Source organism: Citrobacter sp. Cpo015 (genome assembly GCF_030333035.1).
GTDB lineage: Bacteria > Pseudomonadota > Gammaproteobacteria > Enterobacterales > Enterobacteriaceae > Citrobacter > Citrobacter portucalensis.
Genome location: NZ_JAOWGS010000039.1, coordinates 296,677 through 323,325 on the forward strand (window position 1 = coordinate 296,677; position 26,649 = coordinate 323,325).

Here is a 26,649-nt window from a genome sequence, read left to right on the forward strand (position 1 = left end):
TTACAGACAAAAAAAAGGCGACTCATCAGTCGCCTTTAAAATCAATTTTCTAACGCCGCCTTCTGCGTCGCTACAATGGATTCGATTCCCCCTCGGGCCAATGCCAGTAGGGTGAGAAGTTCTTCATGGCTGAACGGTTCGCCTTCCGCCGTACCCTGAACCTCTATAATGCGACCGTCCTCAGTCATCACTACGTTCATGTCGGTTTCAGCAGCAGAGTCTTCAACGTACTCAAGGTCACAGAGTGCTTCACCGTTCACAATGCCCACGGAAACCGCGGCGACCATCCCTTTCATCGGGTTAGTTTTCAGCTTACCGCTCGCCACCAGCTTGTTCAGCGCATCAGCCAACGCAACGCATGCGCCGGTAATTGATGCGGTGCGCGTACCGCCATCGGCCTGAATAACATCGCAGTCCAGCGTAATTGTGAATTCGCCGAGCGTTTTCAGGTCAACAGCTGCGCGCAGCGCGCGGGCGATCAGACGCTGGATTTCCATGGTACGACCGCCCTGCTTACCTTTTGCCGCTTCACGGGCGTTACGGGTGTGCGTAGCGCGTGGCAGCATGCCATATTCTGCGGTGATCCAGCCCTGGCCCTGACCTTTCAGAAAACGCGGTACGCCTTCATCAATAGAGGCGGTACACAGCACTTTGGTATCACCAAATTCGACCAGCACGGAGCCTTCAGCGTGTTTTGTATAATTACGGGTCAGGGTGACGGGACGCACCTGATTGGCACTACGACCTGCTGGACGCATGATAAAATCTCCGGCTTGAAACGAATGTGGCTGCGCATTATACGGACTTCCGACTGTTATTCCTATCCTGACAAGACGCGGATGGCTATAATCCTCCCATCTCATCTTTAAAAACAGGAACGTCTATGATCCGCAGCATGACCGCCTACGCCCGGCGTGAAATCAAGGGTGAATGGGGTAGCGCCACCTGGGAAATGCGCTCGGTAAACCAGCGTTATCTGGAAACTTATTTTCGCCTGCCGGAGCAGTTCCGTAGTCTCGAACCCGTTGTTCGCGAACGTATTCGCACGCGTCTGACGCGCGGTAAAGTCGAATGTACGCTGCGTTTTGAGCCTGATGCCAGCGCGCAAGGCGAGCTGATTCTGAATGAAAAACTCGCTAAACAGCTCGTTAGCGCTGCTAACTGGGTCAAAATGCAGAGCGATGAAGGTGAAATCAACCCGGTTGATATCCTGCGCTGGCCAGGCGTAATGGCTGCCCAGGAGCAGGATCTGGACGCCATTGCCGCCGAAATCCTCGCCGCGCTTGACGGTACGCTGGATGACTTCATCGTTGCGCGTGAAACCGAAGGTCAGGCGCTGAAGGCGCTGATCGAGCAGCGTCTGGAAGGCGTCAGTGCTGAAGTCACAAAAGTGCGTGCTCATATGCCGGAAATCCTGCAATGGCAGCGCGAGCGTCTGGTAGCCAAACTGGAAGACGCCCAGGTACAGTTGGAGAATAACCGCCTTGAGCAAGAACTGGTGCTGATGGCGCAGCGTATCGATGTGGCAGAAGAATTAGATCGTCTGGAAGCCCACGTCAAAGAAACCTACAACATTCTGAAGAAAAAAGAGGCGGTTGGCCGTCGTCTGGACTTCATGATGCAGGAATTCAACCGTGAGTCGAACACTCTGGCATCGAAGTCTATCAATGCCGAAGTGACGAATTCCGCGATTGAACTGAAGGTACTGATCGAGCAAATGCGCGAGCAGATTCAGAACATCGAGTAAGCAGCCATTCTACGTAGCCCGCCAATAAATGGCGAGGCTACGTATTTTTCCCGACGCTTTGGTACTCCCTTGTTCAATTCGAATTATATTTTCTCATCATTCTTTATTAAAGCTCATAACACAAAGCGCATATCACCACGCATTTTCGGCGAACTCGCATTAGCTGTAGTTATTAAAATCACTTCACCTTAGAAAATCTCAATCGTGACAAGGCGCACAAATCGTTAACCTTAGCCCCCAGCAAATCAGGGGGAATACATGCTGTTACACGTTTTATATTTAATTGGTATTACTGCCGAAGCCATGACCGGTGCGCTTGCGGCTGGGCGTCGTCGTATGGATACATTTGGCGTCATCATCATTGCCACCGCAACGGCCATTGGCGGCGGATCGGTACGCGATATTCTTCTCGGCCACTATCCTCTTGGCTGGGTAAAGCACCCTGAATACGTCATTATCGTGGCGACCGCTGCGGTACTCACCACCATTATTGCTCCCGTCATGCCCTATCTGCGCAAAATATTCCTCGTACTGGATGCGCTGGGCCTGGTGGTCTTTTCTATTATCGGTGCTCAGGTGGCACTGGATATGGGTCATGGACCGATTATCGCCGTGGTCGCTGCGGTCACGACCGGCGTCTTCGGTGGCGTATTACGCGATATGTTCTGCAAACGCATCCCGTTAGTGTTCCAGAAAGAGTTGTATGCTGGCGTATCATTCGCCGCTGCTGTGTTGTACATCGTGCTACAGCATTATGTCTCCAGTCATGATGTAGTGGTTATCTCTACTCTGCTCTTCGGCTTTACCGCCCGATTACTGGCGCTGCGCCTGAAGTTAGGTCTGCCGGTATTTTACTATCGCCACGAAGGCCATTAAGGCATAAAGCCCGCGATCCGCTGAGCAGCTAACCAGTTGCTCAGCGCTGTGACCTCTCGATCCTCCAGCCATTGAATAACCTGCCGTGCCCGCCGTTCTCCCATGAAAGGGAGCTGCCGCCAGCTTTGTTCATCGCGTTCTTTTAATTGCTGCCACGAACCATCCCGGCTGGCATTTAGCGTTGCCTGTGTTAACGGTATTCCCATGGCAATCACCCAGCGCGTGAACGGGAGATCGCGCGACAGGTTGAACTGATGCCACAGCTTCTCCCCTTTGATTACACCAAGTGCAGACTCTAACTGTTCCTGAGTTAACCCAAGCCAGGAAAAGATATGTTCAAAGCGATACACCTGGTTGAGCTCTCGCCATCCCGCCTCGCCGATCCCCTCCAGCCCCAGCACCTCTTTGCCGCCCAGCCAGACCAGTCTGGCAACAAACTGTTCCTGGCACTCCGCTGTAGCATAAAAACAGGTTAATGAATTGAAGCGCCCCTCGGGGGGTATTGGCTTAGTACGCTGAGTGCTGCGCCAGACCACCTCGTCTATACGGGGTATCCCTTGTCCGGCCAGGCTCACCAGAATCTGATCGCCAGGCGCGATATCCCATTCATTCCAGCGTCGGACGGAGCCAATATTGACGCGCTGTACGCGTTTATCATCCAGCATGACGGGAGTCAGCAATGCAACCACCGCAATTTTCCCGCTTTTACCAACGGAGAACTGAATACCCGTTACCTCAGATACCCTCGTCACGGGAGGATATTTCCACGCAGCCAGCCAGTCCCCCTGTCCGGGTAGCCAATACTGTGCCCGTGGTTCTTTTGCCGTTCGTACCACGACACCATCTGTCACAAAAGGTAATGCTGAACTCCACCACCTGGCGCGCGACTTTTCGACGTCATCCGCATTCTTCACGGCCTGAGTATAACGTTGCGTGTAACTAAACCCGGCAGCCGTGAGCTGCTCCAGTCTTTCAGGCATGACCGCCGGACCATCAGGCCAGGCCCAGATAAAAATTGCCAGCGAGCGTAACATTTCCGGATTGCCCTGGCGCATCATTAATCCAGCAACCTTCGAGCGGGCGTTCATTCCCCCTCTCTGCTTCTGAATATGCCCCTCTTGCTGCAAAAATATCTCACCCTGCAACGTACTGTTAGCGAGTTTCCCCTTGGTGGAATGTGGTACGGAAGGGATCTGCAGAACCTTTTGCGTCCAGTCTTCGCCTTTCAGGCCATTACCACGGCTAATCGCCCGTACCAGATTGCCATTGCGATAGACTAACGTCACCGCCACGCCATCCACCTTCGGTTGCACCCAGAGATCGCTGCGAGCGAGCATCCATTGCTGTAGCGCTTGCTTATCAGCAAGTTTTCGAACGCCCGTGTGGGGAACTGAATGCGAGACGGTGCCACTTATTGGGGGCACAGACAGATCTGGTGGGACTTCATCGCCAAAACAGCGCTGCCATTGAATTAGTTGCGCATTGAGCTGGTCATAAACGCCGTCGTCTACGGCACTTTCCCCTTGTTTCCAGTAACTATCATTCCACTGTGTAATCTGCTGCTGTAGTCGTGAAATTTCCTCGTTTGCCCTGGCAGGCGACCAGACGGGGCATACCGCCCACGCAGGTAAATGCCACACCAGTAAAACCAACCCTATGCATTTCCATAATCCCATGCTATCTCCGCTGAACGATACGTTTCCCGGCAGGTATAGCGCGAAGTGAAATAGAAACAGAGCGGCAAAAATTCATCCTGCGAACAGCTTTCCGGACATTTGCATGTATTGCTGCAAATCACCGATAAAACAGGAAACTGGTACGCAAAACGCAATAAACATGCGCAAAAAGTGTGACAAGGGCTACGTCACATAGCGGCTACGTGTATAATAAGCCCGTATGTAGGCTCTCTTTCGACAATCACATACATTAAGATACTCATGGCTCAAGGCACGCTTTATATTGTTTCTGCCCCCAGTGGCGCGGGTAAATCCAGCCTGATTCAGGCTTTATTAAAGACCCAACCGTTGTATGACACCCAGGTTTCTGTTTCGCACACCACGCGCGCACCGCGCCCGGGGGAAGTGCACGGTGAACACTATTTCTTTGTGAACCATGATGAATTCAGAACCATGATTGGCAGAGACGCGTTCCTGGAACACGCGGAGGTTTTCGGTAATTACTACGGCACCTCGCGTGAAACCATTGAGCAAGTATTAGCATCCGGCGTAGACGTCTTTTTAGATATCGACTGGCAAGGTGCGCAGCAAATTCGTGAAAAAATGCCGCATGCGCGCAGTATTTTTATTTTGCCACCGTCTAAGATTGAGCTGGACCGCCGCCTGCGTGGCCGCGGTCAGGATAGCGAAGACGTGATCGCGAAACGTATGGCGCAAGCTGTTGCAGAAATGAGCCATTACGCCGAATATGATTATCTTATTGTGAATGATGATTTCGACACCGCCCTGGGCGATTTGAAAACCATCATTCGCGCCGAACGTCTGCGCATGAGCCGCCAAAAGCAGCGTCATGACGCTTTAATCAGCAAACTGTTGGCAGACTGAACCCACATTCAGTATCATGCCCAGTCATTTCTTCACCTGTGGAGCATTTTAAGTATGGCACGCGTAACTGTTCAGGACGCTGTAGAGAAAATTGGTAACCGTTTTGACCTGGTACTGGTCGCCGCGCGTCGCGCTCGTCAGATGCAGGTAGGCGGAAAGGATCCGCTCGTACCGGAAGAAAACGATAAAACTACCGTTATCGCGCTGCGCGAAATCGAAGAAGGTCTGATCAACAACCAGATCCTCGACGTGCGTGAGCGCCAGGAACAGCAAGAGCAGGAAGCCGCTGAATTACAAGCCGTTACCGCTATTGCTGAAGGTCGTCGTTAATCACAAAGCGGGTCGCCCTTGTATCTGTTTGAAAGCCTGAATCAACTGATTCAAAACTACCTGCCGGAAGACCAGATTAAGCGTCTTCGGCAGGCGTATCTCGTTGCACGTGACGCTCACGAGGGCCAGACACGTTCAAGCGGTGAACCCTATATCACGCACCCGGTAGCGGTAGCCTGCATTCTGGCCGAGATGAAACTCGACTACGAAACGCTGATGGCTGCGCTGCTGCATGACGTGATTGAAGATACCCCAGCCACCTATCAGGACATGGAACAGCTTTTTGGTAAAAGCGTTGCAGAGCTGGTAGAAGGGGTATCGAAACTTGATAAGCTTAAGTTTCGCGATAAGAAAGAGGCGCAAGCTGAAAACTTTCGCAAGATGATTATGGCGATGGTGCAGGATATCCGCGTCATTCTCATCAAACTTGCCGACCGCACCCACAACATGCGCACGCTGGGCTCATTACGCCCGGACAAACGTCGCCGCATCGCCCGTGAAACCCTCGAAATCTATAGTCCGCTGGCACACCGTTTAGGTATTCATCACATTAAAACCGAGCTGGAAGAGCTGGGTTTTGAAGCGCTGTACCCAAACCGCTATCGCGTGATTAAAGAAGTGGTTAAAGCCGCTCGCGGCAACCGCAAAGAGATGATCCAAAAAATCCTCTCGGAAATCGAAGGGCGTTTGCAGGAGGCAGGTATTCCGTGTCGCGTAAGCGGGCGTGAGAAGCATCTGTACTCTATTTACTGCAAAATGGTGCTCAAAGAGCAGCGTTTTCACTCCATCATGGATATCTACGCATTTCGCGTCATCGTTCATGATTCCGATACCTGCTATCGCGTACTCGGCCAGATGCACAGCCTGTACAAACCACGCCCTGGTCGCGTGAAAGACTATATCGCCATTCCGAAAGCGAACGGATATCAGTCTTTGCACACCTCAATGATCGGCCCTCATGGCGTCCCGGTTGAAGTACAGATTCGTACTGAAGACATGGACCAGATGGCAGAGATGGGTGTCGCAGCGCACTGGGCTTACAAAGAGCACGGCGGCGAAAGCAGCACCACTGCGCAAATCCGCGCTCAGCGCTGGATGCAAAGCTTGCTGGAACTGCAGCAGAGCGCCGGTAGCTCGTTTGAATTTATTGAAAGCGTCAAATCTGATCTCTTCCCGGATGAGATTTATGTTTTCACACCGGAAGGGCGAATTGTCGAACTGCCCGCCGGTGCAACGCCTGTCGACTTCGCCTACGCCGTGCATACCGATATCGGTCACGCCTGCGTCGGCGCGCGCGTCGACAGACAGCCTTACCCGCTTTCACAACCGCTCTTTAGCGGCCAGACCGTTGAGATTATCACCGCGCCGGGCGCACGTCCGAATGCCGCGTGGCTAAACTTCGTCGTCAGTTCGAAAGCGCGCGCCAAGATTCGCCAACTGTTGAAAAACCTCAAGCGCGATGATTCCGTCAGTCTGGGTCGTCGACTGCTCAATCATGCCCTGGGCGGTAGCCGTAAACTGGCTGAGATCCCGCCAGAGAGCATCCAGCGTGAGCTTGAGCGTATGAAGCTCGCCACGCTTGACGATCTGCTCGCAGAAATCGGCCTGGGTAACGCCATGAGCGTGGTGGTAGCGAAAAACCTCCAGCAAGGCGAAGCAACAGCGAACGTACCAGCACAATCTGGCCATGGTCATCTGCCGATCAAAGGCGCTGACGGCGTGCTGATCACCTTCGCGAAATGCTGTCGTCCAATTCCAGGCGATCCAATCATTGCCCACGTCAGTCCGGGTAAAGGTCTGGTGATCCACCATGAGTCCTGCCGTAATATTCGTGGCTACCAGAAAGAGCCAGAGAAGTTTATGGCGGTGGAATGGGATAAAGAGACGGAGCAGGAATTCATCACCGAGATTAAGGTGGATATGTTTAACCACCAGGGTGCTCTGGCGAACCTGACGGCGGCAATCAACACGACCACCTCCAATATTCAAAGTTTGAATACGGAAGAGAAAGATGGCCGCGTTTATAGCGCCTTTATTCGCCTGACCGCTCGCGATCGTGTGCACCTGGCGAATATCATGCGCAAAATCCGCGTCATGCCGGACGTGATAAAAGTCACCCGTAACCGAAACTAGCCTTATGAATGAACAGCGCTATGCACGTATCCGCGAGATGCTCGCACGTCGTCAGCCCGATCTGACCGTCTGCATGGAGCAGGTTCACAAACCTCATAACGTTTCTGCGATTATTCGTACTGCAGATGCGGTCGGCGTGCATGAAGTCCACGCCGTCTGGCCGGGTAGCCGTATGCGCACCATGGCCTCTTCTGCTGCAGGCAGCAACAGTTGGGTGCAGGTGAAAACTCACCTTACCATTGGCGATGCGGTCACACATTTAAAAAGCCGGGGCATGCAGGTCCTGGCAACCCATCTGTCAGATAAAGCTGTGGATTTTCGCGAGATTGATTACACGCGCCCCACCTGCATCCTGATGGGCCAGGAGAAAACCGGCATCACTCAGGAAGCATTGAATCTGGCTGATCAGGACATCATCATTCCCATGACTGGCATGGTGCAGTCACTGAACGTTTCTGTCGCCTCCGCGCTGATTCTGTACGAAGCACAGCGCCAGCGGCAAAACGCGGGGATGTACCGACGAGAAAACAGCATGCTGCCACAAGAAGAGCAGCAGCGCTTACTGTTTGAAGGCGGTTATCCGGTGCTGGCGAATGTCGCTAAGCGCAAAGGTCTTCCCTACCCTCACGTAAACACGCAGGGCGAAATTGAAGCCGATGCAACGTGGTGGGCCACTATGCAATCTGCGAGATAAACGCGATGAAAGGCCGTTTACTGGATGCCGTCCCACTCAACTCTCTAACCGGCGTTGGCGCAGCGCAAAGCAGTAAACTGGCGAAAATTGGCCTGCACACCGTGCAGGACCTCCTGCTCCACCTCCCTCTGCGTTACGAAGACCGTACCCATCTGTACCCAATTGGCGAACTGCTGCCGGGTGTCTATGCCACCGTTGAAGGCGAAGTGCTGAACTGCAATATCACCTTCGGCGGCCGCCGGATGATGACCTGTCAAATCAGCGATGGCTCGGGGATTCTCACCATGCGCTTTTTCAACTTCAGCGCAGCGATGAAAAACAGCCTTGCTACCGGGCGTAGGGTACTGGCCTACGGCGAAGCCAAACGCGGGAAATACGGCGCAGAGATGATTCACCCGGAATACCGCGTACAAGGCGATCTCAGCACGCCAGAATTGCAGGAAACACTCACACCAGTATATCCAACCACCGAAGGTGTGAAGCAGGCCACGCTGCGCAAGCTGACCGATCAGGCACTGGATCTGCTCGATACCTGCGCCATTGCCGAACTGCTGCCGCCAGAGCTGTCACAGGGCATGATGAGCCTACCCGAAGCACTGCGCACATTGCACCGCCCCCCACCGTCGCTGCAACTCAGCGATCTGGAAACCGGACAACATCCGGCGCAGCGACGTCTGATTCTCGAAGAACTGCTGGCGCATAATCTCAGCATGCTGGCACTACGCGCCGGGGCACAGCGTTTTCACGCCCAGCCGTTAAGTGCTAACAACGCGCTAAAAGATAAGCTGCTGGCAGCATTGCCGTTCAAACCTACTGGCGCACAGGCCCGCGTTACCGCTGAGATTGAACGCGATATGGCACTGGATGTGCCGATGATGCGCCTGGTGCAGGGTGATGTCGGCTCTGGTAAAACGCTGGTTGCCGCGCTGGCCGCGCTGCGGGCTATCGCACATGGTAAGCAGGTTGCGCTAATGGCTCCTACCGAACTATTGGCTGAACAACATGCAAGTAACTTCCGCAACTGGTTCGCGCCACTGGGCGTTGAAGTGGGCTGGCTGGCGGGCAAGCAGAAAGGTAAAGCGCGTCTGGCGCAACAGGAAGCTATCGCCAGCGGTCAGGTGCAGATGATTGTCGGCACGCACGCGATTTTCCAGGAACAGGTGCAGTTCAGCGGGCTGGCGCTGGTTATCATCGACGAACAGCACCGCTTCGGCGTTCATCAGCGCCTGGCGCTGTGGGAAAAAGGTCAGCAGCAGGGTTTCCATCCACACCAGCTAATCATGACCGCCACGCCGATTCCACGTACCCTGGCGATGACGGCCTATGCTGACCTCGACACGTCGGTCATTGACGAACTCCCTCCGGGGCGTACGCCGGTCACTACGGTCGCCATTCCGGATACCCGCCGCAGCGATATCATTGATCGCGTGCGCAACGCCTGTACCCACGAAGGACGTCAAGCATACTGGGTCTGTACGCTGATTGAAGAGTCTGACTTGTTGGAAGCTCAGGCGGCAGAAGCGACGTGGGAAGAGCTTAAACTGGCGCTGCCAGAACTCAATATTGGCCTGGTACACGGGCGCATGAAGCCCGCCGAGAAGCAGTCGGTAATGGCGGCCTTTAAGCAGGGTGAACTGCATCTGCTGGTTGCCACCACGGTGATTGAAGTGGGCGTGGACGTGCCAAACGCCAGTCTGATGATTATTGAAAACCCGGAACGCTTAGGTCTGGCCCAGTTGCACCAGTTGCGTGGTCGCGTAGGCCGTGGCGCGGTGGCCTCCCACTGCGTTCTGCTCTACAAATCACCGCTGTCTAAAACCGCGCAGAAACGCCTGCAGGTTCTGCGAGACAGCAACGACGGGTTCGTAATTGCGCAAAAAGATTTAGAGATTCGCGGCCCCGGCGAGCTGTTAGGTACTCGCCAGACCGGAACGGCAGAATTCAAGGTCGCAGATTTACTGCGCGATCAGGCGATTATTCCGGAAGCTCAGCGCATCGCCCGCCATATTCACGAACGTTATCCGCAACAGGCCGTGGCACTGATAGAGCGCTGGATGCCGGAAACCGAACGCTACTCCAACGCGTAGTTAATTCATAGCGGCGGCGGACGTTACCCCGCCGCACAGCCGTTATTGCGCGAAAATCGGTAACAGCAGATACAGCTTAATCACCAGCGCGTTGACGATATCGATAAAGAACGCCCCCACCATCGGCACCACCAGAAACGCCATATGGGATGGTCCAAAACGTTCGGTAATCGCCTGCATGTTGGCAATCGCCGTCGGCGTCGCGCCGAGGCCAAAACCGCAGTGTCCGGCAGCCAGCACGGCGGCATCGTAGTTCTTACCCATCATGCGCCAGGTGACGAATATCGCGTACAGCGCCATGAAAATAGTCTGCACAACCAGGATTGCCAGCATCGGCAAGGCCAGTGAAGCCAGTTCCCACAACTTCAGGCTCATCAGCGCCATCGCCAGAAACAGCGACAGACTAACGTTACCCAGTACAGAAACCGCACGTTCGAACACCCGATAAAAGCCCAGTAGCGCCAGACCGTTACTGAGGATCACCCCAACAAACAGCACGCAGACGAAGGTCGGCAATTCCAGCACTGTTCCAACCAGCATTTGCGCAACGATTTTACCCACCGTCAGACAGATAGCGATCAGAGCAATGGTTTCAATCAGCACCAGCGAGGTGATCATGCGCCCAACGTCCGGCTTTTCAAATGCGGTCGGCACGGCCTGATCGTCCGGCATACCGTCTGGCGTGGTGGAGTGTTTGACCAGATAACGTGCCACCGGGCCGCCAATCAGCCCACCCAACACCAGACCAAACGTTGCGCAAGCCATCGCCACTTCAGTCGCATTGGTGAAGCCATAACGTTCAATAAACAGCTTGCTCCACGCGGCCCCGGTTCCGTGTCCACCAGAGAGGGTGATCGAGCCAGCGATCAGACCCATCAGCGGGTCCAGACCCAGCAGGGTCGCCATACCAATACCGATGGCGTTTTGCATCAGCAACAAGCCAACAACCACAATCAGAAAAATACCCACCACGCGGCCACCAGCACGCAGACTGGCGATATTGGCGTTCAGACCGATGGTGGCGAAAAAGGCCAGCATCAGCGGATCGCGCAGGGTCATATCGAAGTTCACTTCCCAACCCATGCTTTTTTTCAGCACCAGCAGCGCAATCGCCACCAGCAATCCGCCTGCAACAGGTTCGGGAATGGTGTATTTTTTCAGGAAGGAAACAGACTGGACGAGCTTACGTCCCAGCAGCAACACAAGGGTTGCCGCAACCAGCGTTGATAACGTATCGAGATAAAACATTTACAGCTCCATTAGTGCGTTTAGCACAATCACGCACGATGCATTCCAGACCGATTTTTAGCTCTTATTGAGTTTTCGGAGTGGATTTTAAGCAGAAAATGATGAAAAGTTATATAAAAATGTTTGTTTATCCGTTTTAAATATTAAGAATACCTGCTAGCAAACGTTTGCTTTTCTGCCCTGGTCAGATAAAATCACCGCTTTTCCACCATGGGATTGCCTCTGATGTCCGTTAACGCCGTAGAGTCAACAAATGCGCAACCGGTTGCGCAGACTCACAACAGTGAACTGATTTACCGTCTTGAAGATCGCCCCCCGTTAGCCCAGACCCTGTTTGCCGCCTGTCAGCATCTGCTGGCCATGTTCGTCGCGGTGATCACCCCTGCTCTGTTAATTTGCCAGGCGCTTGGTTTACCGGCTCAGGATACTCAACACATTATCAGTATGTCGCTGTTCGCCTCCGGCGTGGCTTCTATCATTCAGATCAAAGCCTGGGGACCAGTAGGCTCAGGGCTGCTATCCATTCAGGGCACCAGCTTTAACTTTGTTGCGCCACTGATTATGGGCGGTACGGCGCTAAAAACCGGTGGCGCAGATGTCCCAACCATGATGGCGGCGCTGTTCGGTACGCTGATGCTGGCAAGCTGCACCGAGATGGTTATCTCGCGTGTCCTGCACCTGGCGCGTCGTATTATTACTCCGCTGGTCTCAGGGGTGGTGGTGATGATTATCGGCCTGTCGCTGATTCAGGTAGGTCTGACATCGATTGGCGGTGGCTATGCCGCAATGAGCGACAACACCTTTGGTGCGCCGAAGAATTTACTGTTGGCAGGCGTGGTGCTGGCGCTAATCATCCTGCTTAACCGTCAACGCAACCCGTACCTGCGCGTTGCGTCATTGGTGATTGCGATGGCGGCAGGCTATCTGCTGGCCTGGTTTATGGACATGCTGCCGCAAAATACCGCACCGGTAAGTCAGGACCTGCTGATGGTGCCAACGCCGCTGTATTATGGCCTGGGCATCGACTGGAGTTTACTACTGCCGCTGATGCTGGTCTTTATGATCACGTCACTGGAAACCATCGGCGATATTACGGCCACCTCTGATGTCTCCGAGCAGCCGGTTTCTGGTCCGCTGTATATGAAGCGCCTGAAAGGCGGCGTGCTGGCGAACGGTCTGAACTCGTTTGTTTCCGCCGTGTTCAACACCTTCCCGAACTCCTGTTTTGGCCAGAACAATGGGGTTATTCAGTTAACAGGCGTTGCCAGCCGCTACGTTGGTTTTGTGGTGGCGCTGATGTTGATCGCGCTGGGCCTGTTCCCGGCAGTCAGCGGTTTTGTACAGCATATTCCTGAGCCGGTACTGGGCGGCGCAACGCTGGTGATGTTCGGTACTATCGCAGCATCCGGTGTGCGTATCGTGTCCCGCGAGCCGTTGAACCGCCGCGCGATTCTGATTATCGCGCTGTCGCTGGCCGTTGGTCTGGGTGTTTCCCAGCAGCCGCTGATTCTCCAGTTCGCCCCGGATTGGGTGAAAAACCTGCTCTCTTCCGGTATCGCCGCTGGCGGTATTACCGCAATCGTTCTGAATCTGGTATTCCCGCCAGAAAAGCAATAAGCAAAATGCGGCGTTGGTTCTGAATCAACGCCGCTGTAACGCTCTTTCACCATTCCCGCCTTGAGCATTGCGCCTAAATCGTGCATAACTTGACTATGTGCACTTCGCGGGATGGAAGACCATGAAATTTATTGGAAAGCTGCTTCTTTACGTGCTGATCGCCCTTGCAGTGGCGATTCTCGGCCTTTATTTTCTACTGCAAACCCGCTGGGGGGCAGAACACGTCAGCGCCTGGGTTTCGGAGAACAGCAGCTACCATCTGGCGTTTGATGCCATCGATCACCGGTTTTCCTCCCCTTCCCATATTCTGCTGGAAAACGTCACCTTTGGCCGGGATGGTCAGCCCGCAACGCTGGTCGCTAAAACGGTCGATATTGGGCTGAGTAGCCGCCAAATCACCGACCCGCTGCACGTAGACACCATTTTGTTGCAAAACGGCACACTGAATCTTTCCCAGCAAACCGCACCGCTACCGTTCCAGGCCGATCGCCTGCAAATGCAGGATATGGCGCTTAACAGCCCCGGCAGCGAGTGGAACCTCAGCGCCCAGCGCGTTAACGGCGGCGTCATTCCCTGGAGCCCTGAGGCAGGTAAAATTCTCGGGAGCAAAGCGCAAATTCAGCTCAGCGCCAGTTCGTTGACGCTCAACGATGTTCCAACTACCAACGTCTTGATTGAAGGCAGCATCGACCATGACCGGGTGACGCTAAGCAATATTGGCGCTGACGTGGCGCGTGGGGCATTAACCGGCGTAGCGCAACGCAATGCCGACGGGAGCTGGGTTGTGGAGAATCTGCGCCTGAACGATATCCGGCTGCAAAGCGACAAATCGCTGGCCGACTTTTTTGCCCCGTTAAGCACTATTCCTTCCCTGCAAATTGGTCGTCTGGAAGTGACGGATGCCCGTCTGCAAGGCCCCGACTGGGCGGTGACGGATCTCGATCTGAGCTTGCGCAACATGACCTTCAGCAAGGACGACTGGCAAACTCAGGAAGGCAAACTGTCGATGAATGCCAGCGAGTTTATTTACGGCTCTCTGCACTTCTTCGATCCGATTCTGAACGCCGAGTTCTCACCGCAGGGCATTGCGCTGCGCCAGTTCACCACCCGCTGGGAAGGCGGTATGGTCAGAACATCCGGAAACTGGATGCGCAGCAACAAAGCGCTGGTCCTTGACGATGCCGCGATTGCTGGTCTGGAATACACGCTGCCGGAAAACTGGAAGCAGCTGTGGATGAAACCCCTGCCAGCGTGGCTAAACAGCCTGACGCTGAAGAAATTCAGTGCCAGCCGTAATCTGGTGATAGATATCGACCCCAACTTCCCGTGGCAGCTCACCGCGCTGGACGGCTACGGCGCTAACCTCGGGCTGGTACAGAACAATCAGTGGGGGATCTGGAGCGGTAGCGCCACCCTCAACGCCGCTGCCGCTACCTTTAACCGTACGGATGTGCGTCGTCCTTCTCTGGCGCTAACGGCAAACAGCAGCACCATCAATATCAGCGAACTGAGCGCCTATACGGAAAAAGGACTGCTGGAGGCCACCGCCAGCATTTCGCAGCTACCTCAGCGCCAGACGCAGGTCAGCCTGAACGGGCGCGGCGTGCCAATGACGATCCTGCAACAGTGGGGCTGGCCCGCACTGCCGCTTTCCGGCGATGGCAACATCCAGCTTACCGCCAGCGGCAATATTCAGGCCGATGCGCCGCTCAAGCCAACGGTCAACGGTCAGCTGCATGCGGTGAACGTGGAGAAACAGCAGGTAACGCAAACCATGCAGGCGGGCGTGGTTTCGGGGAGTGAAGTCACTGCACCACCACCTGCACAATGATTTATTGCCCGGTGGCGCTTCGCTTACCGGGCCTACTCACGCTCATAAGCGAATATATTCACTGCACAACAGCCATTTCACGGGCTCGTCTTCTTCAATCGCCGGGAAACGACCGCCAGGTTCCAAAAAGTGGTTGTCATGCTGGTCGTCATTGACCATCGAGATTTCCCAGCCCAGCACAAACGCCTTCTCCGCCCAAAAGCGATGATACAAGCGCGGTGGCAGGCACACTCCTTGTCCCGGTTTCAATACCAGCGTCTCGCCAGCGCTAACGGTACGCCGCTGACCATCCACGCTAACCTCAACAACGCGTCGGGCGTCATACTCATCATCAGGCGTGGCCCACGCCAGTTGCATACATAAATCACCGCCGCCGCGATTAACGATATCTTCCATTTTATGGCGATGAAAATGCCATGGCGTTTGCTGATCCTGCTGAATTTGCAGCATCTTTTCGGCATACGGTTTGGGGTAATCCGCTGACCCCATCAGACCATTGCGCAACGTTAGTAACGTCAGCCCCGTTTGCGCAAAATCTCCGTGCCCGAAGTCGGTAATATCCCAGCCCAACTGGAGATCGCGCACTTCACGCCACAGAGTTTGATCCTGTTGCCGCCAGGCATCAACCGTAAAATACGCGAAATCAGGCAGACAGACCCGAAAAGTCTCAGCGATGGCATGCGCTTTATCGACGGCATAATTAATGTGTGAACGCTTCATTCCACTTTTCCTTGTTGCGAAAGAGGCGGGTCGCCCCGCCTGCATGCCGTTAGTAAAGTGATGCTTTGCCGGTTGAACCGAACAGTTTCATTTTGTGGCGGATCACGTCCCGCGCGGCGCTAATGGCTTCCGGATAGATTACGTTCGGGTCCCACCAGGTTTCTTTCGCCAGGATTTCGCGGACTTTCTGGAAGTAGGCGTATTTCATATCGCTGGAAATGTTGATTTTGCCAACGCCTAGCGTCACGGATTCGGCAATTTCCGCATCCGGGTTCGCGGAACCACCGTGCAGCACCAGCGGAATATCCACACGCCCGGCGATATCGCGCAGGATGTTCATTTGCAGCTCAGGCTGCATCCCTTTCGGGTAGATCCCGTGCGCGGTTCCAATCGCCACCGCCAGCGTGTCTGCACCCGTTCGGGCGATAAAATCCTCAGCCTGAGCAGGATCGGTATAAGTTACTTTCGACACGCCGCCTTCCACTGACGTCCCAGTCTGGCCAATCGTTCCCAACTCCCCTTCCACCGAAACACCTACCGCATGCGCCAGTTTGACCACTTCGCGGGTCAGCGCCACGTTCTCTTCATATGGTAGCAGCGAGCCATCAATCATCACCGAGGTAAACCCACACTGAATCGCCCGCAGGACATGCTCAACCGAAGCGCCATGGTCCAGATGCAGAGTAAAGGGAACCGGGCTACGCAGGGTGATATCACGGACGTAGCTAAAAAACGCATCGCCGACAAAATCATGTTCGCTGGGGTGAATGGAGATAATCGCCGGGGTGTTGGTCGCCTCCGCTTCTTCCACTACTGCGCGTACAAAGCAGCTGTCCGCCACGTTGAATGCGCCGATGGCAAAACCGTGCTGACGGGTAGGTTGCAGTAATTCTTTCATCGAAACTAACATGTTAATTCTCCAGTTTCAGGGTGTAGAAAGCCCTGCCAGTGCGTCATCGCAGAGGCATAGAAGGCGTTACAGAAAATGAATCAGGCTTTGCCGATAGCGCCGCTGGCCTGCAGGTACGGAATAATGGCTTCCTCGCAGGCCTGTTCCATCAGGGCCAGGGCATCAACGAGTTCACCGGATGTGTCGCGACACAGGGTATGCAGTAGCGCAGCCTTTCCGGCTTCGAAAACCGCCGCACCAACGTTTATCTTGGCGACACCAAACGTCGGGCAGCGCTGTAGCTGGTCAAACGGCGTTCCGCTGCCGCCATGCAGCGCCAGCGGCACCGTTGATAACCGGGCTATTTCCTCCAGCCGCTGGAAATCAATAGCAGGAGTGATACCCGGCGCGTACATGCCGTGTGCCGTACCCACCGACACCGCCAGCAAATCGATCCCGGTCTGTTGGATGAAGGGTTCCACGTCGGCGGCCTGGGTCATCAAATCAGCGTTAGCGGCGTGGTCATAACACGGAGCATCGGCCAGATGGCCCAGCTCGCCTTCCACGCACAGAGAAACGCTGGCTGCAAGCTCAACCACCGCCCGGGTCTGGCGAATGTTCTCCTCCAGCGCAAAGGCGGAGGCGTCGATCATTAAGCCGCTGAATCCGGCGCGAAAAGCCTGGCGAATGCGTACAGGATCCTTTCCATGATCCAGCGCCAGCGCGACCGGAACCGAGGCTTCCTCTGCCAGCGTTTTGACCACCGCTGCCGCTATCGGGGCCGGAAAATGCTCCAGATGCCCCTGATACAAATTCAGAATGATGGGCGCACGGTGTTTCTCCGCCACTCGCACTGCTGCGCGGGCGCTTTCCAGGTTCATACAGTTGATGGCCAGCAGCGCGTACTGCTCGCGCCAGGCTTTGGTCACCATGCTTTTCATATCGGCAAACATACGGCCTCCGGTTATTCCAGGGTGAAGGTGATTTCTTCGTCTTTCAGCTTTTGATCGCTGAGTTCGTCAAACTCTTCATCACGCTCGGTTACCGGTTTCTTCCACAGCGACAGCATGACGCCGCAAATCACCGTACCAATCCCCAGCGCCAGGCAAAACAGCAGCGGATGCGTAAAGAGCGGAACCACAAACATGCCGCCGTGCGGTACCGGGCTTTCGACACCCCACACCATAATCAGGCCACCCGCAATCGCCGAGGCCACCACGCAGGAGCCCACAACGCGCAGCAGGTCGCGCGCCGCAATCGGAATAACCCCTTCGGTAATCATGCAGATCCCCATCGGGAATGCGGCCTTCAGCGCCTCACGTTCCGCACGGGTGTACTTGTGACGCGTCAGCAGGAAAGAGAGCGTAATGCCAAATGGAGGGATCATCGAACCAACAAACTTCACCGCTTCCGGACCGTACACGCCGCTGACCAGCATGCCGTCAGCAAACAGCGACATGGTTTTATTCACTGGCCCACCGAAGTCGAATGTCGCCATCGCACCGAGGATAGCGCCCATCAGAAAGCGGGATCCGCCCTGCATGGACTCCAGCAGATGAATCAACGCGTCCTGCAGCCAGGCAATCGGCTTGCCAATCAGCGTCATCATCAACAGGCCGCCGATAACGGTACTCAGTACCGGCAGCACCATGATGGGCATCAACCCCTGCATCGACTGCGGCAAACGGATATAGCGCTTGAGCAGCAGGACGGTATAACCGACCAGAAATCCGCCCAGCATCCCGCCGATAAAACCGGTATGAATTTCTCCGCAGACGAAGCCGACAATCAGGCCCGGCGCGAATCCCGGACGGTCAGCAATGGAGTACGCAATCGCCGCACTAATCAGCGGTACGATTAACCCCATCCCCCAGCCGCCAATCTGGTTGAGCATCCAGGGAATGGTTCCTGTTTTTTCACCGACGTTAGTGCCGCCAAGTATTTGCCCGAGAGCAATACAGATCCCGGCGGCGACAATTAACGGGATCATCCACGAAATTCCCGTTAATAAATGTTTTTTTATTTCCTGAGATAGCGGAATTTTATTTTCACTCATGTGAAACCCCTCCAGAATGAGGATCGCTACTGGTTATTATTAACTAATGATTTTTCGACCTTTTCAAGAAACTGAATGGGCGATTTTATGACGATTTCAGTTTTTACTCGCACAATGCGTTTGTTTGAAAATCGCTCCTCCCCTTTTATTTTTACATCGACAGCAAGAATCACGACATCAGCCGCAGAAATATCTTCTGTCAGCAGTTCGTTTTCTGTGCCAATGGTGCCCTGGGTTTCAACTTTTATATTATGACCAAGCGCTTTGGCACCTTTAATTAACTTCTCACGGGCAATATAGGTGTGCGCAATACCCGCCGTACAGGCGGCAACACAAACAATATTCATAACATGCTCCACATTTTATTTAGCAGACATTGGATTCAGCATATTGGCTAAAAAGCTCAATAATTTTCTGTGGACTACTTTCAACTAATAGTTGTTCAATAATGTCGTCATCTGCCAACGCGCCAGCAACCTGCGAAAGCAGACGAATATGGGTGGTGTTTTGATCTTCAAGACGTACGGCAAACAGAATAATGCAGCGCACGTTGCTGCCGTCCAGGGTTTCCCAGGGAATATCCTGGCGGGTACGCCCAATCGCCAGCGTGGTATTGACCACCGCCGAGGATTTCCCGTGCGGGATCGCAATATGGTTTTCGAAGCCGGTCGAGCCTTCTGACTCACGTTGCCAGACATCCTGAATAAACGTTTCGCGACAGCTAATTGCTCCATCTTTTTGCAGAATATCCGTCAGTTCCTCAATAGCCTCCGTTTTGCTTGTAGCCTTCATGTCCAAAATAACGCGATTTGTATTGAGTATTTTCGTGATGTCCATCAATCATACCTCATGGAGTTCAGACATTAATTTTCAACGACCAGCGACGTCGCCCGATGTAATTTTTCCGTAATAACCGTTTCTGTTACCCGCTTAATATCCGCATCATTGAAGAAGGCAGTGACATACACGACCGGCATGGCAACCGCGGGTAAATTAATCGTCGATACCACCAGTTCAATATCGTCCGTCAGTACAGAGGGCAGGCTGCCTGCCGACACCACGCCGACGATAGTCCAGTCCGGAAAGGCGCGTAGAATACGGCTTTTGAGTAAGTGAGAAGTGCCGATACCCGTTGAACAGACCAGTAGTACGCGTTTACGCGCTATCTGACGCTCCATTGCGGCCTGAAAATGCACGGTTAAATATCCCACTTCATCTTCCGACACGGCCCGCTCGCCCCAACCGCTAAACACCCGATTCACCGCACACTGGGTCAGACACCACACGTCCTGCAACTCGCCTTTGATATCCTCCAGCAGCGGATTACGAATGCGGATCTGGTAGTTCAGTCGGTTAATCAGCGGCTTAATGTGGATCAGCAATCCGTCATACAGCGCCGTGTCCTGGCTAAGATCGCTGTCGACCATCTCGGCGAAGGTGGCAATCAACCGATGGGTAATCAAACGCGCTTCGTCGCTGGAGTGCATATGGCCAATCACACTCACGTCATTATGCTCTTCAATCACCACACCCGAGGAGATAATGTATTGATATATAAACCAGACTTCGTCTTCCGGCAGCGGGTGGGCAATGCGTTTTTCGATATGCTGAATCATGCGACTGGCAATGGAAAATATGTTCTCATCACAGGTAGAGATGCTCTCTTCTTTTCTCGGAAGCGCATTGCCCCGCGTGATGCGGTACATCATGATCAGAATATGGGTAAAGATATTGACGTAATAAGGCTCGCCGAGCGACCAGCACAGGTCGTTCTCCATTTCCTGCAATAACGTCTGGACAAATAAAACGTCTTCTTCGCCAAAGTAATGCACTAACGCTTTATAACTGCCCGGATCCAGGCGTGAATAAATCACGCTGCCGGGTTCATTATGGTTAATCACACCGTTAATCAGCGATGCCATCGCCTGGCGCACACCGCTCTCGCTGCCTTCAATGTGCGTGCCGCTCTGACTACGAATCAACGACAGGCCCAACGGGGTAATCCAGGATTCAATTACTTTCAGATCGTTAACAATCGATGCGCTACTAATGAAATAACGTTCGGATAATTTACTGATCGACGTTTCATGCGGCGTTTCGCTTAATAATTGTGAGGCTATCTTGACTCGCCGTGAATTATTCATCATGCCGTCAGCATCATCACCCTCCGTTCCTAATAACTGGTCCATATATAAAAGGTCTGTAATATTATCAGCACTTAATATCACCCCAGCACCAGCACGTTTATCGATAGTTATTTTCCATTCTGATAACCATGGTTCCAGTAAGCGCAGATCGCGCTGCACAGTTTTCTCTGAAACAGATAAATATTCGGCAATTTTCAGCAGCGTGACATATTCCTTCTTAGACAGAAGAAATTTTAATAATCTGTTTTGTCGCGAGGTAATCATTTGCATTATTTACCCTTATTACATACCAGATTAAATATCTATACCCGTCATACTTCAAGCTGCATGTGCGTTGGCTTTCCTCGCTCACCCCAGTCACGTACTTATGTACATTCAGGGGATTCGCTGCGTCGCCGCCTTCCTGCAACTCGAATTATTTAGGTTATAAAGAAGCATTTATGCTCCACGTGTAATCCGTGATGATAAATATAAGAGGACTACGATGCGCCAACAATACTAAATCGTGTCCTGTATTCCGGACAGAAATAAGACAAAAACGGGAAATAGTGAGATATTTACGGCGCAGATCACATTTTTCGTGGGATTCAGAGTGATATCGCTCGCAAATATGGGGAGATAAAAATTTAATTCAGGATGTTTTGGATTTTCAGATCTGGAATGCTGCTCGCAGCGTGGGCCGGATAAAACGCATTGCATCGCCATCCAGCCCACGTTGAGATTTACTTACAGGGTAATCGTCAGCACATCCGCATCCGGCGTGACAACCGTTCCCCACTCACTGCCCACAGATGAGCCGCCCTTCACGCCGCTAACCTGCGTAATATTACGCAGACACAGCGTCCAGTTACGCGCTTCGCCACTTCCTTGCACGGTGATGGTATTACCCGTGCGCGTCGCCTTCAGCGTGAAGATAACCGAACCGTCAGCCGCCGGGACTTCACAAATCGCCTCCCGACCCTCCTGCAGATGGAACAGCTGGAACGCCGTCCCTTCGTGCCAGGCGTAGTCCGGCTTCTGGTTGTTGCAGCCCAGCGCCAGCAGTGTATTGTCGCGCACATAAACCGGCAGACTCAGGAAGTCATGCTGCTGCTTATGCCAACGGCTGCCCACCACCTCGTCGTTACGCCACAGATGCGTCCAGCGTCCTTCCGGCAGATAGAACTGCACATCACCCGCCTCGCTAAACACCGGCGCAACCATCACGCTATCGCCCAGCATGTACTGGCGGTCGAGATAATCACATGCCGGATCGTCCGGGAACTCCAGCATCATTGCGCGCATCATCGGTGTTCCGAGTTCATTGGCGCGCGCCGCTTCGCGATACAGGTATGGCATCATGCGGCATTTCTGCTCAGTGAAGTAGCGTACCACGTCGCAGGATTCATCATCGTACGCCCATGGCACACGGTAGGATTTACTACCGTGCAGGCGGCTGTGGCTGGAGAGCAGCCCGAACGCACACCAGCGCTTGTAGACGTGCGCCGGGGCGGTATTCTCAAAGCCGCCAATATCGTGACTCCAGAAACCAAAGCCGGACAGACCAATGGACAACCCGCCACGCAGACTTTCGGCCATCGATTCATAGTTGGCGTAGCAGTCGCCGCCCCAGTGCACCGGAAACTGCTGCGCACCCACCGAGGCCGAACGGGCGAACAGCACTGCCTCTTCTTCACCGACGGTCTCTTTCAGCACGTTCCATACCAGTTCGTTGTAGATGTACGCATAATGGTTGTGCATTTTCTGCGGATCGGCACCGTCAAACCACTTAACGTCAGTAGGAATGCGTTCGCCAAAGTCAGTTTTGAAGCAGTCAACGCCGATATCCACCAGACCTTTCAGCTTGTTGGCATACCACTCGCAGGCTTCAGGATTGGTAAAGTCATAAATCGCCAGGCCCGGCTGCCATTTATCCCATTGCCACAGAGAGCCGTCCGGGCGCTTGAGCAGATAACCTTTCTCTTTCAGTTCATTGAACAGCGGGGATTTCTGGCCGATATAGGGGTTTATCCATACGCAGACCTTCAGCCCTTTCTCTTTCAGGCGGCGGATCATACCTTCCGGGTCAGGGAAGGTCACCGGATCCCACTCAAAGTCGCACCACTGGAAGGCTTTCATCCAGAAGCAGTCGAAATGGAAGACGTGCAGCGGCAGATTGCGCTCGGCCATCCCGTCGATAAAACTGTTCACCGTCGCTTCATCGTAATTAGTGGTGAACGATGTAGTCAGCCACAAACCGAATGACCAGGCTGGCGGCAGCGCCGGACGACCGGTAAAGCGGGTATAGCGATCCAGCACCGCTTTCGGCGTAGGGCCGTCAATGACGAAATATTCCAGATACTCGCTTTCAACGCTGAACTGCACTTTTGACACTTTCTCAGAGCCAATTTCAAACGACACGCACTGCGGATGGTTTACCAGCACGCCGTAACCACGGTTGGTGAGATAAAACGGGATGTTCTTGTAAGACTGCTCGGTACTGGTGCCGCCATCGCGGTTCCATGTTTCCACCGTCTGGCCGTTACGTACCAGCGCAGTAAAGCGCTCGCCCAGACCGTACACCGTTTCGCCAACGCCCAGATCCAGGCGTTCAAACATATAGTTTTTCCCGCTGTTGGTGTCCTGCACGTAGCCGTTATTTTTCAGCTGGCTGCCGGTAATACGTTCGCCGTTACGCAGGAAATCCAGCGACCAGAACTCACCTTTAGTGACCCGCACGCTCAAATTTCCGCTTTTCAGTTCGGCAAATTCAGCGGTGTTTTGTATCTCTACGTTGACGTCCCGCAGCACGTTCAGCGGATAGTGCGGACCGTTATCCAACGCACCCTGGAAGTGTTCCATACGCACCCCAACCACGCCTTCCTGCGGCGAGAAAAAGCGCAGGGTGAAGAGTGGAGTATCCAGTTGCCAGGTACGTTCACGCACATCGCGCGGCGCAACGTAGACAATCATCTCGTTACCCTGTTGCTCGACCTCGAATACCTGAATCGGGTGAGTTAAATTCAGGCCAGGCTGCGTCAGCCAGTTTCCGTCGCTAATTTTCATCGTAGGTTCCTTAGTTCTGTAATTCTTTCGTCGAAAAATCCTGCTGATTGCGGTGCGCACCCTGAGCCAGCTGACTCATGATTTCCGTCAGATACGGCGTTTTCAGGGTATAGAAGCGTTTGGCAATCACGGCACTCAACAGGTAACAAATAGCCGGGACAATCGTGAACAATGCGATAATGATGCTAATGGTGGCGCTGTTCTGGGTTTTCGCTGCGGCATCGTAGCCGCCGCCCGCCAGCATCCAGCCGATCATCGCCCCGCCGAGCGCCAGACCCAGCTTGAGCACGAACAGCGTGCCCGCGAAGCTGATCCCCGTCAGACGTTTTCCGTTACACCACTCGCCGTAATCAACGGTGTCGGACATCATCACCCACTGGATTGGCGTCACGAGCTGATGCAGTACGCCAATCACGAAGATGAAGGCGAACATGGTGAGATTTGCGTGCATCGGCACGAAAAACATTGCCAGACTGACGACCGCCAGCAGGGCGTTCGTCCACCAGAAGACGCTGACTTTGCATTTCCAGTCAGTCAGCGGTTTTGCCAGCGCAGAGCCGATAAGATTGCCGACGCAATAGGTGGTGAGGAAGGCGACAAACACTTCCGGGGTACCCAGAATCCAGGTGACGTAATACATCATCGCCCCGCCGCGTACGCAGACGGCCAGTATGTTGAGGATGGTCAGCAGGCCGACGATGCGCCATTGGTCGTTCTGCCAGATGTCGCGCAGGTCTTCACGCATTGAGTTGCTGCTCGGCGGCGCTTCCACACGTTCTTTGGTAGTGAAGAAGCAAAACGCCAGCATCAGGAACGCCACAACCGAGAGCACGGCAATCCCGCCCTGGAAGCCCAACGCTTTATCTTCGCCGCCAATCAGATTCACCAGCGGCATCATCAGCACGGTGGAGAGCATGCCGCCCGCCGTCGCCAGCACAAAGCGCCATGACTGCAGGGAGATACGCTGCGTTGGGTCATTGGTTATCACACCGCCCAGCGCGCAGTAGGGAATATTCACCACGGTATAAAGCAGGGTCAGCAGCGTGTAGGTGATTGCGGCATAAATCATTTTGCCGTGCAGGCTGAGATCCGGCGTGCTGTAGGCGAGCACACAGACCAGACCAAATGGCAGAGCGCCAAACAGCACCCACGGGCGGAATTTCCCCCAGCGCGAACGGGTGCGGTCGGCGAGCAGTCCCATGCAAGGGTCTGAGATAGCATCCAGCGCGCGAGCCAGTAAGAACATCGTGCCGACAAAACCGGCCGGGATACCAAAAATATCGGTATAGAAGAACATCATATATAACATAACGTTATCAAAGATGATGTGGCTGGCGGCATCGCCCATGCCGTAGCCAATCTTCTCTTTAACGGACAAAATCTCACTTTTCATTACGCATCCTTGTTAGCACTTTCACACGCACTGATACCGGTTACAGTTCTTGTAAACCATCCCTGTGAGCGCGGGTATTCCGATATCTCGTTATCAAATTACGATTCTTGTTTTCTGTGATCAGAGTAGCGTCAAAAAATGTGTCTAAGTGTAAGTAATGGATTTTGCGGGGATTTATTTGAAACTGGTCATGGTATGGAGAAACGGAAGTTAAAAAAGTGAGTGAGGGGGTGTGGAAACGTTTGGAAGTAGCTATAATGCGCCCCGCCTCCATGTAGCAATCGAGGCGCGGAAGATCGTCATCTCCGGTGAGGTGGCTGGACTTCAAATCCAGTTGGGGCCGCCAGCGGTCCCGGGCAGGTTCGACTCCTGTGATCTTCCGCCAAAATTCTCATATCATCCCAGCCATTTGCCATATATTCTCAGCATATGCATGCTTTTATAATTCTCGCCCACAATATCTATTTTCATTTATGATTAACGAGAATCCCATATGAGCACTGCCCTTACGATCATGGCCATTGCTGCTACTGTAATTAGCCCATTATTAGCCATTCAGACACAGAAATTTATAGAAAGATATTCTCAGAAAAAATCATTAAAAATTGATATATTCAAACAACTTATGGCTACTCGATCTCAGAACTCTCGACTGTCTAATGAACATGTTCGCGCATTAAATATGATCGACTTAGCATTTTACGGAAAAATAAAAAGAGGAAGAACCAAGAGAAGCGATTCTGAAAGTAAGGTATTATCTTCGTGGAAACTTTACTTTGCACATTTAAATACATCTTACCCTGATAATGATAATGCATCTGGCACCATATGGAACCAAACAAGCAACAATCTTTTTCTAGACTTGCTATCAGAGATAGCGAAAGATATTGGCTATGATTTTGAGCGAGTTCAATTACAAACAGCCATATATTCACCTATTGCCCACGGGGCAATAGAAAACGATAAATTAAAAATTAGACAGGGGTTGGCTGCAATATTCTCAGGAGAAAATGCCCTAAAAATGGAAATTATTAATATTCCCGCAAGACAGGGCAATTAATCTATTCACTATTTATCCTGTGGCTCAATACCTAACCGTTCCAACTCCTTTCTCCCTAAAGTTTTGAGCCAATTCCCCAAACTCATCCCTTCGGCCTTTGCCGCAGCCTCGAACTGCGCCTTTAACTCGGGAGTGATGCGAATCTGGAAAGTTGGTGCTTTTCCGGATTTAGACTGATTTGGATCGCGTTTAGCCGTTGACATGTACGTACCTAT

General features: G+C 53.3%; 23 protein-coding genes and 1 tRNA gene. 11 read left to right on the forward strand and 13 right to left on the reverse strand.

The features are described from left to right. Window positions 1-41: 41 nt before the first annotated feature. Window positions 42-758 (reverse strand): ribonuclease PH, encoded by a 717-nt coding sequence (gene rph / locus OGY67_RS23025; protein ID WP_003024054.1) that lies wholly within the window; start codon window positions 756-758, stop codon window positions 42-44. 125 nt (window positions 759-883) lie between these two features. On the opposite strand from rph, the gene OGY67_RS23030 reads away from it, so the two are divergent. Together OGY67_RS23030 and OGY67_RS23035 are read left to right on the forward strand one after the other, a co-directional pair. Then, complete coding sequence (locus OGY67_RS23030) at window positions 884-1,747, forward strand: YicC/YloC family endoribonuclease (protein ID WP_003024052.1); 864 nt, start codon at window positions 884-886, stop codon at window positions 1,745-1,747. 258 nt (window positions 1,748-2,005) lie between these two features. Next, on the forward strand, window positions 2,006-2,623 hold the full coding sequence (locus OGY67_RS23035; RefSeq protein WP_003024049.1) for a trimeric intracellular cation channel family protein: 618 nt from the start codon (window positions 2,006-2,008) through the stop codon (window positions 2,621-2,623). On the opposite strand, the gene ligB is transcribed toward OGY67_RS23035, so the two are convergent. Beyond that, window positions 2,620-4,299 (reverse strand): NAD-dependent DNA ligase LigB, encoded by a 1,680-nt coding sequence (ligB, locus tag OGY67_RS23040; RefSeq protein WP_286574576.1) that lies wholly within the window; start codon window positions 4,297-4,299, stop codon window positions 2,620-2,622. The two genes, OGY67_RS23035 and ligB, sit on opposite strands and share 4 nt — an antisense overlap. A gap of 261 nt (window positions 4,300-4,560) precedes the next feature. Between ligB and gmk the strand changes: the two genes are divergently transcribed. The 5 genes from gmk to recG are packed head-to-tail and all read left to right on the forward strand — an operon-like array spanning window position 4,561 to window position 10,428. Beyond that, window positions 4,561-5,184, forward strand: coding sequence for a guanylate kinase (gene gmk / locus OGY67_RS23045; protein ID WP_003024042.1), 624 nt, complete (start codon window positions 4,561-4,563; stop codon window positions 5,182-5,184). 54 nt (window positions 5,185-5,238) lie between these two features. After that, complete coding sequence (gene rpoZ, locus OGY67_RS23050) at window positions 5,239-5,514, forward strand: DNA-directed RNA polymerase subunit omega (protein ID WP_000135058.1); 276 nt, start codon at window positions 5,239-5,241, stop codon at window positions 5,512-5,514. A gap of 18 nt (window positions 5,515-5,532) precedes the next feature. Then, window positions 5,533-7,647: a bifunctional GTP diphosphokinase/guanosine-3',5'-bis pyrophosphate 3'-pyrophosphohydrolase gene (gene spoT / locus OGY67_RS23055; RefSeq protein WP_003024038.1), complete on the forward strand. Its 2,115-nt coding sequence runs from the start codon at window positions 5,533-5,535 to the stop codon at window positions 7,645-7,647. 4 nt (window positions 7,648-7,651) lie between these two features. Beyond that, window positions 7,652-8,341 (forward strand): tRNA (guanosine(18)-2'-O)-methyltransferase TrmH, encoded by a 690-nt coding sequence (gene trmH, locus OGY67_RS23060; protein ID WP_048237018.1) that lies wholly within the window; start codon window positions 7,652-7,654, stop codon window positions 8,339-8,341. A 5-nt stretch (window positions 8,342-8,346) separates the two neighbouring features. Continuing rightward, window positions 8,347-10,428 (forward strand): ATP-dependent DNA helicase RecG, encoded by a 2,082-nt coding sequence (gene recG / locus OGY67_RS23065; protein ID WP_111464496.1) that lies wholly within the window; start codon window positions 8,347-8,349, stop codon window positions 10,426-10,428. Between the two features lie 42 nt (window positions 10,429-10,470). Here the strand turns inward: recG and gltS are convergent, their stop codons facing one another. Next, on the reverse strand, window positions 10,471-11,676 hold the full coding sequence (gltS, locus tag OGY67_RS23070; RefSeq protein ID WP_003024029.1) for a sodium/glutamate symporter: 1,206 nt from the start codon (window positions 11,674-11,676) through the stop codon (window positions 10,471-10,473). Window positions 11,677-11,901: 225 nt separating this feature from the next. Here gltS and xanP point away from each other — a divergent pair, with 225 nt between their 5' ends. Together xanP and OGY67_RS23080 are read left to right on the forward strand one after the other, a co-directional pair. Continuing rightward, on the forward strand, window positions 11,902-13,293 hold the full coding sequence (gene xanP / locus OGY67_RS23075) for a xanthine/proton symporter XanP (protein ID WP_003024026.1): 1,392 nt from the start codon (window positions 11,902-11,904) through the stop codon (window positions 13,291-13,293). A 121-nt stretch (window positions 13,294-13,414) separates the two neighbouring features. Continuing rightward, a complete protein-coding gene (locus tag OGY67_RS23080) occupies window positions 13,415-15,124 on the forward strand; it encodes an AsmA family protein (protein ID WP_103284561.1) in 1,710 nt (569 codons plus the stop codon). A gap of 42 nt (window positions 15,125-15,166) precedes the next feature. Here OGY67_RS23080 and OGY67_RS23085 read toward each other — a convergent pair whose 3' ends face one another. The 9 genes from OGY67_RS23085 to OGY67_RS23125 all read right to left on the reverse strand — a co-directional run bounded on the left by OGY67_RS23085 (window position 15,167) and on the right by OGY67_RS23125 (window position 25,374). Then, entirely contained in the window at window positions 15,167-15,844 is a 678-nt protein-coding gene (locus OGY67_RS23085; protein ID WP_111464491.1) for a D-lyxose/D-mannose family sugar isomerase, read from the reverse strand. A 49-nt stretch (window positions 15,845-15,893) separates the two neighbouring features. Further along, on the reverse strand, window positions 15,894-16,754 hold the full coding sequence (locus OGY67_RS23090) for a ketose-bisphosphate aldolase (protein WP_003024018.1): 861 nt from the start codon (window positions 16,752-16,754) through the stop codon (window positions 15,894-15,896). A gap of 80 nt (window positions 16,755-16,834) precedes the next feature. Beyond that, window positions 16,835-17,686: a class II fructose-bisphosphate aldolase gene (locus OGY67_RS23095; protein ID WP_032945395.1), complete on the reverse strand. Its 852-nt coding sequence runs from the start codon at window positions 17,684-17,686 to the stop codon at window positions 16,835-16,837. Between the two features lie 11 nt (window positions 17,687-17,697). Then, window positions 17,698-18,789: a PTS fructose transporter subunit IIC gene (locus tag OGY67_RS23100; RefSeq protein ID WP_003827232.1), complete on the reverse strand. Its 1,092-nt coding sequence runs from the start codon at window positions 18,787-18,789 to the stop codon at window positions 17,698-17,700. Between the two features lie 26 nt (window positions 18,790-18,815). Continuing rightward, window positions 18,816-19,136, reverse strand: coding sequence for a PTS fructose transporter subunit IIB (locus OGY67_RS23105; RefSeq protein WP_003827230.1), 321 nt, complete (start codon window positions 19,134-19,136; stop codon window positions 18,816-18,818). Window positions 19,137-19,155: 19 nt separating this feature from the next. Next, entirely contained in the window at window positions 19,156-19,626 is a 471-nt protein-coding gene (locus OGY67_RS23110; protein WP_008786490.1) for a PTS sugar transporter subunit IIA, read from the reverse strand. Between the two features lie 26 nt (window positions 19,627-19,652). Further along, complete coding sequence (locus OGY67_RS23115; RefSeq protein ID WP_286574580.1) at window positions 19,653-21,206, reverse strand: BglG family transcription antiterminator; 1,554 nt, start codon at window positions 21,204-21,206, stop codon at window positions 19,653-19,655. A gap of 456 nt (window positions 21,207-21,662) precedes the next feature. Next, the gene (gene yicI, locus OGY67_RS23120) at window positions 21,663-23,981 is read right to left on the reverse strand and encodes an alpha-xylosidase (RefSeq protein ID WP_071444567.1); all 2,319 of its coding nucleotides are present in this window, start codon (window positions 23,979-23,981) and stop codon (window positions 21,663-21,665) included. A 10-nt stretch (window positions 23,982-23,991) separates the two neighbouring features. After that, a complete protein-coding gene (locus OGY67_RS23125) occupies window positions 23,992-25,374 on the reverse strand; it encodes a glycoside-pentoside-hexuronide family transporter (protein ID WP_103014665.1) in 1,383 nt (460 codons plus the stop codon). Between the two features lie 290 nt (window positions 25,375-25,664). Between OGY67_RS23125 and OGY67_RS23130 the strand changes: the two genes are divergently transcribed. Beyond that, window positions 25,665-25,759, forward strand: a tRNA-Sec gene (locus OGY67_RS23130). Between the two features lie 108 nt (window positions 25,760-25,867). Continuing rightward, on the forward strand, window positions 25,868-26,434 hold the full coding sequence (locus OGY67_RS23135) for a DUF6680 family protein (RefSeq protein WP_032945404.1): 567 nt from the start codon (window positions 25,868-25,870) through the stop codon (window positions 26,432-26,434). 8 nt (window positions 26,435-26,442) lie between these two features. On the opposite strand, the gene OGY67_RS23140 is transcribed toward OGY67_RS23135, so the two are convergent. Further along, entirely contained in the window at window positions 26,443-26,637 is a 195-nt protein-coding gene (locus OGY67_RS23140) for a toxin-antitoxin system HicB family antitoxin (protein ID WP_008786495.1), read from the reverse strand. Window positions 26,638-26,649: the final 12 nt, after the last annotated feature.